We start from the raw sequence: 14,204 nt of genomic DNA, 5'->3' as shown, positions 1-14,204 counted from the left end.
ATTTTCTTGGTAACGTTGTCAATCTAAAATTCACCCGTCATACTCTGGCTGCCGGACGGAGGAGAAATGATGAGCAAGGACAGTCGCCCGCCAACGCTAAAGGACGTGGCAGCCCACTGCGGTGTCAGCGTCATTTCGGCATCGCGCGCGATGAGCGACGCGCCAAACGTATCCAAAGCTCTGCGGGAAAAGGTGGAACGCTCGGCCCGGATCATCGGCTATCGCCGCAATCGGATCGCCGGATCCTTGCGCGGCCAGGCCACCGACCTGATCACTGTGATCGTCCCATCGATGAGCAACCACGTGTTCCCGAATATCGTCGATGGCATTGATGACGCGCTCCAAGGATCCCAGCTGCGCCTTGTTCTTGGCATGACCAAATATGACGACGCCAACGAAGAGGCGATACTGCGCGATATGCTGACGTGGAACCCCGCCGGCATCATCCTGAGCGGGCTGGAGCATTCCGACACGACCAAGGAACTGCTGTCGCATTTTGCCGGCCCCATTGTCGAAGTCATGGACACCGACGGCGATGCCATCGATATGGCTGTCGGCAATTCCATGAGCGAAGCAGGCGAGCTTATTGCCCGGCATCTGGTTGCCAAGGGCTATGGCCGGATTGCCTATGTTGGCGCATGGGGCGAACGGCCGAAACGATCGGCCAAACGGCGTGTGGCATTTGAAACCGAACTGGCCCGACTGAACAATCCGCTTGTGACGTCGGTTATCCTAGAGGGCGAGTCATCTCTTGAACTCGGCGCAACCGGGATCAAGCAACTGTTGGATCGTGACCTGAACATTGACGCGGTGTTTTTTGCCAATGACGACCTTGCCCTGGGGGCTTTGTTCTACTGTCAGGCCAATGGCATCCACGTGCCAGAGGACATCGCGCTTGCCGGTTTCAACGGGATTGAAATGTGCCAATCGATCACACCGCGCCTGACAACAATTGCCACGCCACGATACCAAATCGGGCGACTGGCCGGGGAGTTGCTGCAAAAAAAGGTCAGTCGCGCAGAGATGCCCGACAAAAAGACGTTTCAGCTCGATTTGGAATTGATCGAAGGCAGCACAACCTAGGGTCCTGACCCTTGGGTCAGGCCCGCGCGTTTACGCGGTGGCAAACCGTTCAAATTCCACCTTCAGATAGCTCATGATCCGCTTGGTCCGATTGTCCAATGCGTGTTGTTTGCTCTGAAGGATGCCATAGGTCAAATGGACCTCGGGCCGCCACGGGCGGGTGATCAGGCCACTTCCGACAAAGGATGTCGGGCTGAACGGATCACACAGCGCAACGCCCAGCCCCGATGCCGCCATCCGACAACAGGTGATCGCGGACGAGGATTCCAACTGAGCCGACACATGCAGCCCCGCCTTGTTCAGCGCCGCATCGATCCGCGTCCTCAGCGGCTGACGGCTTGGCAGGATCAGGCGGTCGTCTTGAATATCCTCCGGGGACACGGTCTCTTGGGCGGCCAGCCGGTGATCGGCGGGCATCACCACAACGGCGCGGGTCTCGACCAGGGGCGTTTCTGTCAGCCCGGGATGGTTTGACGGCAAAAGCGCCAGCGCAAGGTCAATGTGCCGGGCTACCACCCAATCTTCGATTTCGATCCGGTGCCTGGGTTCAAGCGCAATCCTGACATCCGGGTGATCCGCGATAAACCGCGATGTCGCCGCCATCAGCGGCGCGCTGTTGATCAGCGGCGGCGTTGCGGCAATTCTGATCCGGGTGGTGTTGCGATGCTCGATATCGCTGGCGATTGTCTCAATCTCTTCGAGCCCGACAATGGTGGCCTCGATCGCGCGGAAAAAATCCAGCCCCTGTTGCGTCGGCGTCGCGGCGCGCCCGCTGCGCCGATCAAACAACCGCAGGCGAATGGCGTGCTCCAAATCGCTCAGCTGTTTGCTGATCGCCGGTTGTGTCAGGTTCAGCCGCTCGGCGGCGGCTGTCACGCTTCCGGTGACGATAACCGCGTGAAAGGCACGCAGCTGGCGCAATCCCAGACGTTTGGTCATTACAGGCCTCCAAAACATTCCATATTCGTATGTTAAGCGAAGAAATCGTCATTGGCATTATTTTTCGAAATGCCACATAACACTGTCCAATGAGGAAGGACACCAAAACAATGACACATACGCGTCCAAACGTTCTGCTGATCTGCACCGATCACTGGGCGGCAGAACATCTTGGCTTTGCTGGAAATTCATCGATCATCACCCCGGGCCTGAACGAGCTTTCGGCCTGTGGCGTGCGATATTCCAATGCCTATTCCGAATGTCCGGTCTGTATTCCGGCGCGTCGCACCCTGATGACCGGGCAATCGCCCCGCACCCACGGCGACCGCGTGTTCAACGACCAGCTGACCATGCCAGATGTGACAACCATGGCCCAAGCGTTCCGGGATGCCGGGTATCAGGCCGATGCCGTGGGCAAACTGCATGTGCATCCGCAACGGGACCGGGTGGGCTTTGATTCAGTGCTGTTGGACGACGAAGGCCGCCCCCAATGGGGCACGCTGGACGATTATGACATCTATCTTGGCGATCAGGGTTTGCCGGGCCGTCAGTTCGATCATGGCATGTCAAACAACCAATACAACTGGCGGCCCTGGCATCTGGACGAAGAACACCACGCCACCAATTGGGCAGGCCGGATGATGGCCCGCACGATCAAACGCCGTGATCCGAACAAACCGGGGTTTTGGTATCTTGGGTTTCGTCACCCGCATCCGCCGCTTGTGCCGCCACAGGCGTTCATCGATCTGTACCGCGATGTCGAAATCGAAGCGCCCTATGTCGGCGATTGGGCCAAGGACGGGGCCGACCGCCCGTTTGCCATTCAGGCCCAACTGAGCCGCACCAACCTGTATACCAAGTCCCAGATGCAGGCCGCCAAACGCGCCTTTTATGCGCTGTGCAGCCAGATCGATTACCAAATCCGCTATCTTGTCGGCACCCTGCGGTTAGAGGGTATCCTGGACGACACGATCATCATGTTCACTTCGGATCATGGGGATATGCTGGGCAATCATGACATGGCCGCCAAGCGGATATTTTATGAAAGCAGCGCGAATATTCCGATGATCCTGTCGCCCAACAAAGGTAACCCAAAGGTCACCGAGGGTGTTGTTGATGACCGCCTTGTCGGGTTTGCCGATGTGATGCCAACCCTGCTGGATCTGTGTGACATCGAGCCGCCGGAAACGGTTGACGGAATCTCGATGGTGGGCGCGCAAACCCATGATCACATCTATGGCGAATGCGGCGAAGACGACACATCAAGCCGGATGATCCGGGATGCGCGCTATAAGCTGATCTATTACCCGGTTGGCAACCATTCCCAATTGTTTGATCTGGACCAGGATCCGCGTGAAATGGTGGATCTGGCGCGCGATCCGGCCCATGCCGAGACGCTTGCGCGCTTGCAGGACACTTTGATTGGCGAAATGTACGGCGTTGATCTTGATTGGATCGACAATGGTGCGCTGGTGGGGAAACCCGATCGGGAATACCGCTGGGCCCCACACCGCAGTTTGAATTCACAACGCGGGGATGGCTGGCCGCCATCGCCCAAGGTGGAAATTCAACAAATCGAATGGACAATGGAGCGCTGATCAAAGCGCCGATTTTCTCAGCCTGGATCAAGGGGCGCTGGCCACGCGCCGCATCTTTTGCCCCGGCTGGTTACAACTTTATGGAGGAGGAAAACCCAATGATTAGGACGTTTAACCGTCGCTCTGTGACCGCCGCTCTTGGGGGCGCGGCACTTGCTCTTGCCACGTTTGTCGCAGGTCCGGCGCTGGCCGATTATCCGGTCAAGCCAATCAACCTTGTGATCGGGTTCAATGCCGGGGGCGGCACTGATCTGACCGGGCGGGCGATGGCCGCGGAATTGCAATCGATCCTCGGCAAACCCGTTGTTGTGGTCAACAAACCCGGCGCCGCAAGCATGATTGCCGCCAAGTTCGTGGCAGACAGCCGGTCGGATGGCTATACGCTGTGGTATGGTTCTGTCGGGACCATGGTGTTGAAACAGGAACTCGGCCAATCCGACGTCGATGTTTTCACTGATTTCAAACAGGCGGGCACAGTCACGCGGCTGGTGCCGGCCATCGCGGTGCCCACCGACAGCCCCTATCAAACGCTTCAGGATCTGATCGATGATGCCAAGGCACGCCCCGGCGAATTGCGCTGGGGCCATGGTGGCAGCGGGTCGGCGTTCATGGCCTCTGGCGTTGGGTTTGTCGAGGCAAACGGGCTTGATGTTCAGGCGGTTCCTTTTAGTGGGTCGGCCAAATCGCGCATCGCGATCATCGGCGGTCAGGTGGATTTTGGCATTCAAAACATGAACACCCGCATCAATTTCGGCAAGAAAATGCGGGTTTTGGGGGTGTTGCGCCAGAGCAAGGCCGATCTGATTGACCAAGAGGTGCCCGCAGCAGGCGAAGAAAGCATCGAATACATCGCGATTGACAGCCCGGTTGGCGTTCTGGCACCGGCGGATGTGCCCGACGATGTGCTTGCCACCCTAGCCGCGGCCGTGGAACAGGCCACCGCCAGCGAAAGCTATCAGGCGGCGATGGATAAGCTGTTGTTCCCGGTGGCCTTTGTACCCGCGTCCGAAGGACCGGCCCAAGCCGAGACAATTCAGCAAAACGTTCGCAAAATCCTTCCGCAACTGAACGGAAACTAAGCCGGATGGCCCGGGCGCATAGGGGACGCCCGGGCCTTTCAGTTTTTTTGGAATGACAGTGGGGGAGTCAAAAAGTGGATCGAAATATTGGCTGGCTGACCAATGTAGTTATCCTTGTGTTTGGGTTGGTTTTTCTTTTTGAGGCAATCAAGATTCCGGCGGGGTTTGCGGATTCAATCGGGCCGCGTTTGGTGCCGGTGTCGGTTGCGATTGCTACGATTGGGCTGACGTTGCTTTTGATGCTGGTCGATTGGCGCACAGCAGACCCAGAAGAAACATCGCATGACATCACGGCCAGAAACCTTTTGGTTCAGGCAGGGCCGATGCTGATGCTGGCGGTGCTGTCGGGGCTGATGATTGGATGGCTTGGCTACTTGTTGGCCACGGCGATCGGCGGCGTTGTCATCTTTCGCCTGTTTGCCAATTCCTGGCGGCTGTCACTGGCCAATGGCTTGGCCTGCGCGATCGTATTTTACCTGTTGTTTATCAAAGGCATGGGCATCTACGACCCGCCCGGAACCATCCTCGACATTTCCAATTATCTAATCTGGTAGGAGCAAAACCATGGATATTCTCAACGGATTTGCTTATCTGTTTTCCAACCCGACAGCGCTTGGATTTGTTGTTCTGGCGGCCTTTGTCGGGGTGATTGTTGGCGCCATTCCGGGGCTGACGGCGGCGGCCGCGATTGCGATGCTGGTGCCGGTGACATTTTACCTTGATCCGCTGTCCGCGCTGGCATTTTTGTATGTGATCGGCAAATCCGGCCGGTTCGGCGGCTCGATTTCCGCAATCCTGTTCAACACGCCGGGCACGGCGGCCTCGGCGGCCACCCTGAGCGATGGCTATCCGATGACGCGCGCCGGCAAAACCGGCAAGGCGCTGAAAGTGGCGACAATTGCCTCGGTCATCGGCGATACCGTGGGCGAACTCATCCTGATCTTTGGTGCTGTGGCCATTGCGTCCGTGACCGAAGCCTTTGGCCCGCCGGAATATTTCGCGGTCTATATGATGGCCTTTATCGTGATCAGCTCGGTCACCGGCAATTCGATCATCAAGGGGCTGTTGGCAACGGTGCTTGGATTTTTGGTGGCGATGATTGGCATCGATCCGATTTCGTCCGAACCACGTTTGGATTTTGGCGTGCTTGAATTTCAATCCGGTCTTGCGCTGATTCCGCTGTTGCTGGGGATTTTCGTGTTGTCCGAACTGGCGATTCAGATCGAAAGCGCCCGCAAACAGCAAACGCACCAGAAAAACGCGCCCAGCGACGATCCCGATGCCGCGCGTTTCACCATGCCGGAATTCATCCGGTGCCTGCCGGTGATGCTGCGCTTATCCTTGATTGGGTCTGTTATTGGCATTCTGCCCGGGCTTGGATCCGCCGTTGCCGGTTTCGCCGCCTATGGCGAAGAAAAACGCCGCTCAAAAAACCCCGAGAAATGGGGCACCGGCATTGTCGAAGGCATCGCCGCCCCGGAATCCGCCAACAACGCCGTGTCCGGCCCGACGATGATTCCGCTGTTGGCGCTGGGTGTTCCCGGCAGCACAATTGCTGCTATCCTGATCGGTGTGTTCCTGATCCATGGCATCCCGGTCGGCCCGTCGATCTTTGACACCTCAAGAGAGCTGATCTTTGGTCTGTTTGCCGCCGGATTGCTTGGCATCGCGCTTTACGGGGTCATTGGCTACTTTGGAAGTCCCCTTGTGGGCCGGGTCATCGCCATGGTGCCGCCGCGTCTGATCTATCCTTACATCTTTCTGACTTGCATCATCTCGGCCTATTCCGCGCGCACAAATATCTTTGATATCATGATCATGTGCGCGGCGGGGCTGCTGGGGTATCTGATGCGCAAACATGATTTTTCGCCTGCGGCGTTTATCATCGCCTTTGTGCTGGCCCCCGGTGCCGAAGAGGCATTCCGCCAAAGCCTGCTTTTGTCCAACAGCGGTTGGCTGATCTTTTTCCAACGCCCCTGGGCCATTGCGTTTCTCGCGATTGCTGTGCTGATCTCGGGTCAGAGGATCTGGAAAAAACTTCAGGCCGCGCGCCTATCCCCAGCCCGTCAATCGACCACCGACACGCCAATTGACGAGCTGGCAGAATGAGACCGGTTGTCGTGAATGGGCTGCGCTTTATGACCGGCGTTGCCGGGGCCGGGCCACGGCTTTTGTTCCTGACAGGCAGCGGTGCAGACCTTCGAAAGCGCAAAACGCCACTGAACGGGCCATTGGCCGCGCAATTTGAGGTGCTGAGTTATGATCAACGCGGCATGGGCCAAAGCGACAAACCCGACAGGCCCTACAGCATGCAGGACTATGCCGAGGATGCCATCGCCATTCTGGACGCTTACGGCTGGGATCGCGTGCGCATTGTTGGGTACTCCTTTGGCGGCATGGTGGCCCAGGAAATCGCGCTGGGCTGGCCCAAGCGCGTGCAAAAGCTGGCTTTGGTGGCCACAACGGCGGGCGGGGAAGGGGGATCCTCCTATCCGATCCAGAACCTTGCCGACCTGCCGCCGCGCGAACGCGCCCGCAAGGGATTGGAGATCGTCGATCTTGGCTTTACCCCCGACTGGCAGGCCACCCACCCCAAAGAGGCCGCCGCCCGGATCACCGCCCGCGTCGCGGCGCAGACGCGCTTTGCCGATGAACCCGGCGCCGCCATCGGGCGACGGCGGCAATTGGCGGCGCGCGCGTGTCATGACACCTTTGACCGGCTGACGAACATCACCGCGCCAACGCTGGTTCTGGCCGGACAACAGGATGGCCAGGCCCCTGTCGCCGCCCAGCGTGCGATGGCCCGCCGCATTCCCAACTGCCGATTTCAATTGATCGACGGCACCCATCAGATGGTTTGGAACAACGCGCAAACCAATGAAATTATTGCTGAATTCATGAAGGATGTCGCATGATGACCGATCAGTATTCTGCCGCCATGCTGGCCGCATTGATTGTCGGGCTCTTGGCGACCGGCGCGGTTGCCGGGGTGTTGGCCGGTCTTTTGGGGGTCGGGGGCGGCATTGTCATCGTGCCGGTGTTGTTTTGGCTGTTTGACTTGTTGGACGTGCCCACCGCCGTGGCCATGCACCTGGCCGTTGGCACATCGCTGGCCACGATCATCCCAACTTCGATTGCTTCGGCCCGGTCACACCACCGCAAAGGCGCGATTGACGTGGAAATGCTTTGGGCCTGGGCGCCGCTGATCTGTGCCGGCGCGTTGGTGGGGGGCGTTCTGTCGCGCTTTGTGTCCTCTGGTTTTCTGACGTTGTTTTTTGGCGTGGTCGCGATGATCGTCGCGCTCAACATGGCCTTGCCGAAAAAGATCACCCTGTCCAATGGGTTGCCCCGCAATCGGGTTGCCAAATCGTCCATCCCGTCGGGGATTGGCCTGTTCTCGGCGCTGATGGGGATTGGCGGCGGCACGTTGTCAGTGCCGATCCTGACGATGTTCTCGGTGCCGGTGCATCGGGCGGTGGGCACAGCGGCGGCGTTTGGATTGGTGATCGCGGTGCCCGCGGTGTCGGGCTTCATCTGGTCCGGGCTGGGCCAGCCGGCGCGCCCGCCGTTTTCCATCGGCTATGTCAACCTGCCCGCCGCGATCCTGATCTTTTCGACCAGCGTATTCACCGCGCCGCATGGCTCTCATCTGGCGCATCGCCTCAACCCGGACCGGCTCAAGAAACTTTTTGCTCTGTTCCTGTTTCTGACCTCGCTGCGCATGCTGTGGTCGGTTTTGGGAACGGGCTGAACCATGGAGAAGACAATATGAAAATGAATGTAGCCGTCATTGGCTTGGGCTCGATGGGATTTGGCATTGCAGGTGCGGCGCTTCGTCGCGGGCATCGCGTCTGGGGCGCGGATATCAATCCCGATCAGGTCGCCAGATTTCAGGCCGAGGGCGGCCAAACCGGCGCTTTGGCTGCGGTGGCCGGCACTCTGGATGCGGTGGCTGTCGTGGTGCTGAACGCCGCCCAAACCGAAAGCGTTCTGTTTGGCGATGCCGGGATCGTTGACCAGCTGAAACCCGGTGCGGTGGTGTTGGCCTGTGCCACCGTACCGCCCGCCTTTGCCCGCGATATGGCGGCGCGCTGCGCGGATGCGGGTGTGCTTTATCTGGATGCGCCGATCTCGGGCGGGGCGGCCAAGGCCGCTTCGGGCCAGCTCAGCATCATGGCCTCGGGCTTATCCGCAACATTCGCCGCCGCGCGCCCGCTGTTGGACAGCATTGCCGAAACGGTTTTCGAGCTGGGCGATGCGGCTGGTGCTGGCAGCGCAATGAAGGCCGTCAACCAGCTGTTGGCAGGTGTGCATATCGCCACCATGGCCGAGGCGCTGACCTTTGGCATGACCCAGGGTGTGACACCCGACAAATTCGTCGAGGTGATCAGCAAATGCGCCTGGCACCAGCTGGATGCTGGAAAACCGCGCGCCGCATATTGTGGCCGGGGATTACACGCCGCTGAGTTCGGTCAATATCTGGCCCAAAGACCTTGGGATTGTGCTTGATATTGCCAAATCCGCGCAATTCAGCGCCCCCATCACGGCAACCGCGTTGCAACAATTCGTGGCCGCGGCGGGCATGGGCCATGGCGGTGAAGACGATGCAGCGGTGGCCAAAGTCTATGCGCGCAATGCCGGGCTGACCCTCCCGGGCGAGGCATAGGGCCATGACAACGATACTGGGCTGCATCGCGGATGATTTCACCGGGGCCACGGATTTGGCCGGATTGCTGGCGCGCAGCGGCGTGCGGGTGTCGCTTCGGATCGGGGTGCCCACCACACCGCCAACCGACACCGCCGCATTCGAGGTGATCGCCCTGAAATCGCGCACCGCCTCGGTGACCGAGGCAGTGGCAGAAACCCGCGCCGCGCTCAGATGGTTGCAAGCGGCGGGCGCAAAACGGTTTTTCTGGAAATATTGCTCAACCTTTGACAGCACGGCCAAGGGCAATATCGGCCCGGTGGCCGAGGCTCTTATGACCGATCTGGGCACCGATCAAACCATCTATTGCCCGGCCTTCCCGGAAAACGGGCGGGCGGTGTTTATGGGCAATCTCTTTGTCGGACAACAACCGTTGTCGGAAAGCCCGATGAAGGATCACCCCCTGACACCGATGCAGGACAGCAATCTGATGCGGCTGCTTGCGCCCCAGGTGACGCGCCCGGTTGGGTTGGCGGATCGGTTGACCGTGGCAACCGGGGCCCAGGCGCTGCGTGGCAAGCTGGCATCGCTTGGGGCCGAAGGGGTGGCGCATGTGGTGGTAGATGCGGTGGCGGACAAAGACCTGCAAATCATCGCAACAGCCTGTCGTGACATGCCCCTGATCACCGGGGGCAGCGCAATTGCCATGCCTTTGCCCGCGCTGTATCTGGCCGATGGCACCCTGTCCAAAGACGCGGCCAAAAGGGCAACCCCGGCGATTGGGACCGGCACGATTGTCCTGTCTGGCAGCTGTTCGGCAATGACCAACGCACAGGTGGCCCACTATATCGCGACCGGCGCAGCGGCGTTTCAGCTTGATCCGCTGGCCATCGCCGACCACGGCATCGCCGCGCCGCTGGATTGGTTGGCCGCCCAGGATTTGGACCGGGCGCCGCTGATCTATGCCACCGCCCACCCCGCGCGGGTCAAAGCGGCGCAGAACAAAATCGGCGTCGCCCGCACCGGCGAGATGATCGAACAGGCGCTGGCCGCCTGTGCCATTGCGGCGCGCGATCATGGGGCGCGGCGGGTCATTGTGGCGGGGGGCGAAACCTCGGGCGCAGTGACCAAGGCGCTTGGAGTGGCCCAGCTTGATATAGGTGCCGAAATTGCGCCGGGGGTGCCCTGGACGTTCTGTCAATCGGGCGGGCATCAGATCGCCCTGACCCTGAAATCGGGCAACTTCGGCACCGAGAGCTTTTTTAGCGATGCGCAAATGCGGCTGGGGGCGGAATGAGCCAGGAAAACGCACTCAGAGATCAGATGTGCCTGCTGGCCCGGTCGATGTTTGACCGGGGGCTGACGGGGGGATCGACCGGCAATATTTCGGCGCGCACCCCCGATGGCGGGCTGTTGGTCAGCCCGACCGGAACCAGCTTTGGCCGGCTTGATCCAGGGCGGCTTAGCCGGTTTGATGGACAGGGCCGCCATATCGCCGGGGACAGCCCCACCAAGGAAATGCCGCTGCATTCGGCGTCTTATGACACCCGCAGCACAACAGGCGCGGTGGTGCATCTGCATTCTTGTCATTCCGTAGCTTTGTCGATGATGCCGGATGTCGACCCTGACAATTTTCTGCCGCCGCTGACGCCCTATGGGATAATGCGGCTGGGCAAGGTGACATTGCTGCCGTTCTTTTTGCCGGGGGATCCGGCGATGGGCGATGCCGTGCGCGGATTGGCGGGCAAACGCAGCGCGGTAATGTTGGCCAATCATGGCCCCGTGGTGGCGGGCAAGGATATCGAAGCCACCTGCAACGCCATAGAAGAGTTAGAGGATACCGCGCGTTTGGCGATGATGACCCGGGGATTGATGCCGCGCGCGCTGACCGAACCCCAGGTGCAGGCGCTGATCACCAAATTCGATGTGGAGTGGGACGTATGAAATTTTCGGCCAACCTTGGATTTCTCTGGAACGACCGGCCTTTGCCCGGAGCCATTCATGCGGCCCATGCCGCAGGTTTTGACGCGGTGGAATGCCACTGGCCCTATGATGTGGCGGCGGCGGATGTGCGCGCCGCCTTGGATCAAACCGGGCTGGCCATGCTGGGCCTGAACACAAGTCGCGGCGATGTGGCGGCGGGCGAAAACGGCCTGTCCGCGCTCCCCGGTCGCGAGGCTGAGGCCCGCGCCGCGATTGACGAGGCCGTCACCTATGCAAGCCAGATAAAGGCACGGAATATTCATGTGATGGCCGGCTTCGCCTCTGGCCCTGCAGCGCATGACACCTTTGTCGCCAATCTGAACTATGCCTGCGATCTTGCGCGCCCTGCCGGCATCGACATTCTGATCGAGCCGCTGAATGTCTATGATGCGCCGGGGTATTTCCTGACCACAACCGATCAGGCCGTCACGATCCTCGATGCCGTCGCCGCCGCCAATATCAAGCTGATGTTCGACTGTTATCACGTTCAGCTGATGGAGGGCGACCTGTCCCATCGGTTGGCTGACCTGTTGCCGCGGATCGGGCATGTTCAAATCGCCTCGGTGCCCGATCGCGGCCCGCCGAACCATGGCGAAGTGAATTACAGCCATATCTTTGAAGTGATCGCTGGCCTTGGATACAGCGCCCCGCTGGGGGCAGAGTACAAACCTACCACTGACACCGATCAATCGCTTGGTTGGCTGCGCGCCATCCGGGCCAAATGACCCCGGTGAAAATCCATACCTTGAACGTTCTGAGGGCAAAACCATGAGCAAAAAACCCAATATTCTGATGATCTATGCCGATCAGATGCGGTACGACTGCATGGGATGTTCCGGCAATCCCGATGTCAAAACCCCCAATATCGACCGGCTGGCCCAAGAGGGCGTGTGTTTTGATGAGGCATTCACGTCCTATCCGCTGTGCACGCCGTTTCGGGCATCGCTCTTGACCGGGAAATACGCGCATGAGGCCGGGCTGTATTCAAACCATTTCCCGATCAACACCGATCAGCCATCGCTGGCACCCTATCTGAACAGCATCGGATATCAATCCGGCTATATCGGAAAATGGCATCTGTTTGGCGGCCCCAAGCCGGGATTTGTGCCGCCGGGCCCGGACAGGATGGGGTTTGACCATTTTGTCGGTTACAATCGCGGCCATCAATATATGGACGCGATTTTTTACCGCGACACCGATCAACCCTATCATTGCAAACGCTATGAACCGGATTTTCAGACCGATCACGCCATTGAGTTCATGGACAAAGTACAGTCCGAAAGCGATGATCCCTTTTACGCCTATATCTGTTTTGGCCCGCCGCATTTCCCGATGGATATGCCGGAAAACTGGCGCAACATGTATGATCCCGATGCGATCACCCTGCCCAAAGGCACCCCCAATCCCGAGCTGCAAAAGCGCCGGACGCAGGAACGCACCTTGCTGGATTTTGATGGCGATGACCGGTTTGGCGAACGGTCCAAAGCTGACAAAATCGAAGGCCAGGACCGCGAAATTGAAACCGAACAGCAAATTCGCAAATTCGTGGCGGAATATTACGGCATGATTTCGAATATCGATTTCAACGTTGGCCGGCTGCTCAGTTGGTTGGATGCCAAGGGATTGGCCGAAGATACATTGGTGATCTTTTTCTCGGATCATGGGGACATGCTGGGGCAGCATGGGTCATATTGCGGTTTGAAACGACAGGCCTATCGCAGTTCGGCGCATGTGCCTTTGATGGTGCGCTATCCCGGAAAAGTCGCGCAAAACAAACGCGTCTCGTCGCTTGTTGATGTGGCGGTGGACACTATGCCAACCCTGCTTGAGGTATGCGGGCTTGAGGTGCCAAAGGATGTGCAGGGCCGCAGTTACCTTTCGCTGTTGCGGGACGGCCCCGACACCGCCACGCGCGATCATGTGCAATATCAGGTGATGAAGGCCGATTTTGGCGGCCGCCCGGAACGGCACGTCAAACCCGAACGCGGCATTCGCACCCCGGAATGGCTTTATGTCCGCAAAAAGGACCGGCCGTTGTATTTGTTTGATCAGATCAACGATCCAGACGAGGTATTCAATCTGGTGGATGATCCGGCATATGCCACTGTCCAGGCCGAGCTTGATGCGCGGGTACTGGCGAATATGGCCGAGACCGGGGATGGCTGGGATCTGGAAATGGATTTCCCGCCGCCGGGTTACATGACCCACGCCGAGGCGCACCAGCATTTGTTGACCACAATCAAACCAGCCGCGATCGAGGTGCTATAGCAACTGTATTTTTCAGGCGGTTATGCTTGAAACCGCCAAGGAACGTGGCTGGATCAACTATGCGTCGATCATCCCGTTGGACCGGGCAATCATGCAATATGTCGGCAAAAAGGAAGACATCGCTGTCAATATCGTGCCGACCCGGGGCGGGGCCGGTGCGCGGCAGGCGGTGCTTGGTGGTCACGTGGACCTGGCGTTTTCGGGCTCGAACGCGCTGCCGATGATGGAAGACGGCGCGCTGAAGGTCGTCGCCGCCCTGAACCCCGAAGGCATCGAGGAGCATCCCGGCATTCCGACGCTGGACGCGCTTGGCTATGGCGTCAGCGCCGTTGAGGCCGCGGTGTTTTTTGGGCCGAACGACATGGATGCCGACGCCGTGGCGACGCTGGAATCCGCGTTGGCGCAAGCCGTGCAATCCGACACGTTCAAGGATTTCGTGAACAACAAGTTCCGCGGCTTCGAGACATTCAAGACCGGGACTGAGACCGCCGATGGCATCGCCTCCGACGTCCGGGCCTATCGTGGTCTGCTCGACTTTATTTCGGAGTAGGGCGCGATGTCACGTTCTCCCGAAGGGCCCGGCGGCACCACGTCGCCGGGTTTTGCGAC

At 59.3% G+C, this 14,204-nt stretch carries 13 protein-coding genes and 1 pseudogene; 13 read left to right on the top strand and 1 reads right to left on the bottom strand.

Going from position 1 to position 14,204, the window contains the following annotated elements:
- The first annotated feature begins 69 nt into the window (after window positions 1-69).
- Window positions 70-1,083, top strand: a complete 1,014-nt coding sequence (locus AC0L4F_RS14410) for a LacI family DNA-binding transcriptional regulator (protein WP_244689404.1) — start codon at window positions 70-72, stop codon at window positions 1,081-1,083.
- Window positions 1,084-1,113: 30 nt separating this feature from the next.
- On the opposite strand, the gene AC0L4F_RS14405 is transcribed toward AC0L4F_RS14410, so the two are convergent.
- Window positions 1,114-2,022: a LysR family transcriptional regulator gene (locus AC0L4F_RS14405; RefSeq protein ID WP_244689402.1), complete on the bottom strand. Its 909-nt coding sequence runs from the start codon at window positions 2,020-2,022 to the stop codon at window positions 1,114-1,116.
- 110 nt (window positions 2,023-2,132) lie between these two features.
- Between AC0L4F_RS14405 and AC0L4F_RS14400 the strand changes: the two genes are divergently transcribed.
- The 12 genes and pseudogenes from AC0L4F_RS14400 (at window position 2,133) to AC0L4F_RS14345 (ending at window position 14,145) form a co-directional block, all read left to right on the top strand.
- On the top strand, window positions 2,133-3,620 hold the full coding sequence (locus tag AC0L4F_RS14400; RefSeq protein ID WP_244689400.1) for a sulfatase-like hydrolase/transferase: 1,488 nt from the start codon (window positions 2,133-2,135) through the stop codon (window positions 3,618-3,620).
- A gap of 98 nt (window positions 3,621-3,718) precedes the next feature.
- Entirely contained in the window at window positions 3,719-4,699 is a 981-nt protein-coding gene (locus AC0L4F_RS14395) for a tripartite tricarboxylate transporter substrate binding protein (protein ID WP_244689398.1), read from the top strand.
- Between the two features lie 74 nt (window positions 4,700-4,773).
- The gene (locus AC0L4F_RS14390) at window positions 4,774-5,253 is read left to right on the top strand and encodes a tripartite tricarboxylate transporter TctB family protein (RefSeq protein WP_244689395.1); all 480 of its coding nucleotides are present in this window, start codon (window positions 4,774-4,776) and stop codon (window positions 5,251-5,253) included.
- A 10-nt stretch (window positions 5,254-5,263) separates the two neighbouring features.
- Window positions 5,264-6,808 carry a tripartite tricarboxylate transporter permease gene (locus AC0L4F_RS14385; protein WP_244689393.1) on the top strand — a complete coding sequence of 515 codons (1,545 nt, stop codon included), beginning with the start codon at window positions 5,264-5,266 and terminating at the stop codon, window positions 6,806-6,808.
- A complete protein-coding gene (locus AC0L4F_RS14380) occupies window positions 6,805-7,614 on the top strand; it encodes an alpha/beta fold hydrolase (protein WP_244689391.1) in 810 nt (269 codons plus the stop codon). The genes AC0L4F_RS14385 and AC0L4F_RS14380 overlap by 4 nt, the downstream gene beginning before the upstream one ends.
- Window positions 7,614-8,450: a sulfite exporter TauE/SafE family protein gene (locus AC0L4F_RS14375; protein WP_244689389.1), complete on the top strand. Its 837-nt coding sequence runs from the start codon at window positions 7,614-7,616 to the stop codon at window positions 8,448-8,450. The genes AC0L4F_RS14380 and AC0L4F_RS14375 overlap by 1 nt, the downstream gene beginning before the upstream one ends.
- A 17-nt stretch (window positions 8,451-8,467) precedes the next feature.
- Window positions 8,468-9,365, top strand: a pseudogene (gene ltnD, locus AC0L4F_RS14370) (L-threonate dehydrogenase).
- Window positions 9,366-9,369: 4 nt separating this feature from the next.
- On the top strand, window positions 9,370-10,641 hold the full coding sequence (otnK, locus tag AC0L4F_RS14365; protein WP_244689387.1) for a 3-oxo-tetronate kinase: 1,272 nt from the start codon (window positions 9,370-9,372) through the stop codon (window positions 10,639-10,641).
- Complete coding sequence (otnC, locus tag AC0L4F_RS14360) at window positions 10,638-11,288, top strand: 3-oxo-tetronate 4-phosphate decarboxylase (protein ID WP_244689385.1); 651 nt, start codon at window positions 10,638-10,640, stop codon at window positions 11,286-11,288. Before otnK ends, otnC begins: the two co-directional genes overlap by 4 nt.
- Entirely contained in the window at window positions 11,285-12,052 is a 768-nt protein-coding gene (locus tag AC0L4F_RS14355; RefSeq protein ID WP_244689383.1) for a hydroxypyruvate isomerase family protein, read from the top strand. Before otnC ends, AC0L4F_RS14355 begins: the two co-directional genes overlap by 4 nt.
- Before the next feature lie 43 nt (window positions 12,053-12,095).
- Window positions 12,096-13,595: a sulfatase family protein gene (locus AC0L4F_RS14350; protein WP_244689381.1), complete on the top strand. Its 1,500-nt coding sequence runs from the start codon at window positions 12,096-12,098 to the stop codon at window positions 13,593-13,595.
- 22 nt (window positions 13,596-13,617) lie between these two features.
- Entirely contained in the window at window positions 13,618-14,145 is a 528-nt protein-coding gene (locus AC0L4F_RS14345; RefSeq protein ID WP_244689379.1) for a tripartite tricarboxylate transporter substrate-binding protein, read from the top strand.
- The last annotated feature ends 59 nt before the right edge of the window (window positions 14,146-14,204 follow it).

It is taken from the genome of Marinovum sp. J2-8 (assembly GCF_055808435.1).
Note: the sequence above shows the minus strand (reverse complement) of the source record. Positions and strands in the feature narration are given on the sequence as shown.

Excerpts from the sequence above, each read along its gene's own strand:
- otnK (WP_244689387.1), top strand. The coding sequence starts at position 9,370 with ATGACAACGATACTGGGCTGCATCGCGGATGATTTCACCGGGGCCACG.
- otnC (WP_244689385.1), top strand. The coding sequence starts at position 10,638 with ATGAGCCAGGAAAACGCACTCAGAGATCAGATGTGCCTGCTGGCCCGG.
- AC0L4F_RS14385 (WP_244689393.1), top strand. The coding sequence starts at position 5,264 with ATGGATATTCTCAACGGATTTGCTTATCTGTTTTCCAACCCGACAGCG.
- AC0L4F_RS14350 (WP_244689381.1), top strand. The coding sequence starts at position 12,096 with ATGAGCAAAAAACCCAATATTCTGATGATCTATGCCGATCAGATGCGG.
- AC0L4F_RS14355 (WP_244689383.1), top strand. The coding sequence starts at position 11,285 with ATGAAATTTTCGGCCAACCTTGGATTTCTCTGGAACGACCGGCCTTTG.
- AC0L4F_RS14375 (WP_244689389.1), top strand. The coding sequence starts at position 7,614 with ATGACCGATCAGTATTCTGCCGCCATGCTGGCCGCATTGATTGTCGGG.
- AC0L4F_RS14400 (WP_244689400.1), top strand. The coding sequence starts at position 2,133 with ATGACACATACGCGTCCAAACGTTCTGCTGATCTGCACCGATCACTGG.
- AC0L4F_RS14410 (WP_244689404.1), top strand. The coding sequence starts at position 70 with ATGAGCAAGGACAGTCGCCCGCCAACGCTAAAGGACGTGGCAGCCCAC.
- AC0L4F_RS14405 (WP_244689402.1), bottom strand. The coding sequence starts at position 2,022 with ATGACCAAACGTCTGGGATTGCGCCAGCTGCGTGCCTTTCACGCGGTT.
- AC0L4F_RS14380 (WP_244689391.1), top strand. The coding sequence starts at position 6,805 with ATGAGACCGGTTGTCGTGAATGGGCTGCGCTTTATGACCGGCGTTGCC.
- AC0L4F_RS14395 (WP_244689398.1), top strand. The coding sequence starts at position 3,719 with ATGATTAGGACGTTTAACCGTCGCTCTGTGACCGCCGCTCTTGGGGGC.
- AC0L4F_RS14345 (WP_244689379.1), top strand. The coding sequence starts at position 13,618 with ATGCTTGAAACCGCCAAGGAACGTGGCTGGATCAACTATGCGTCGATC.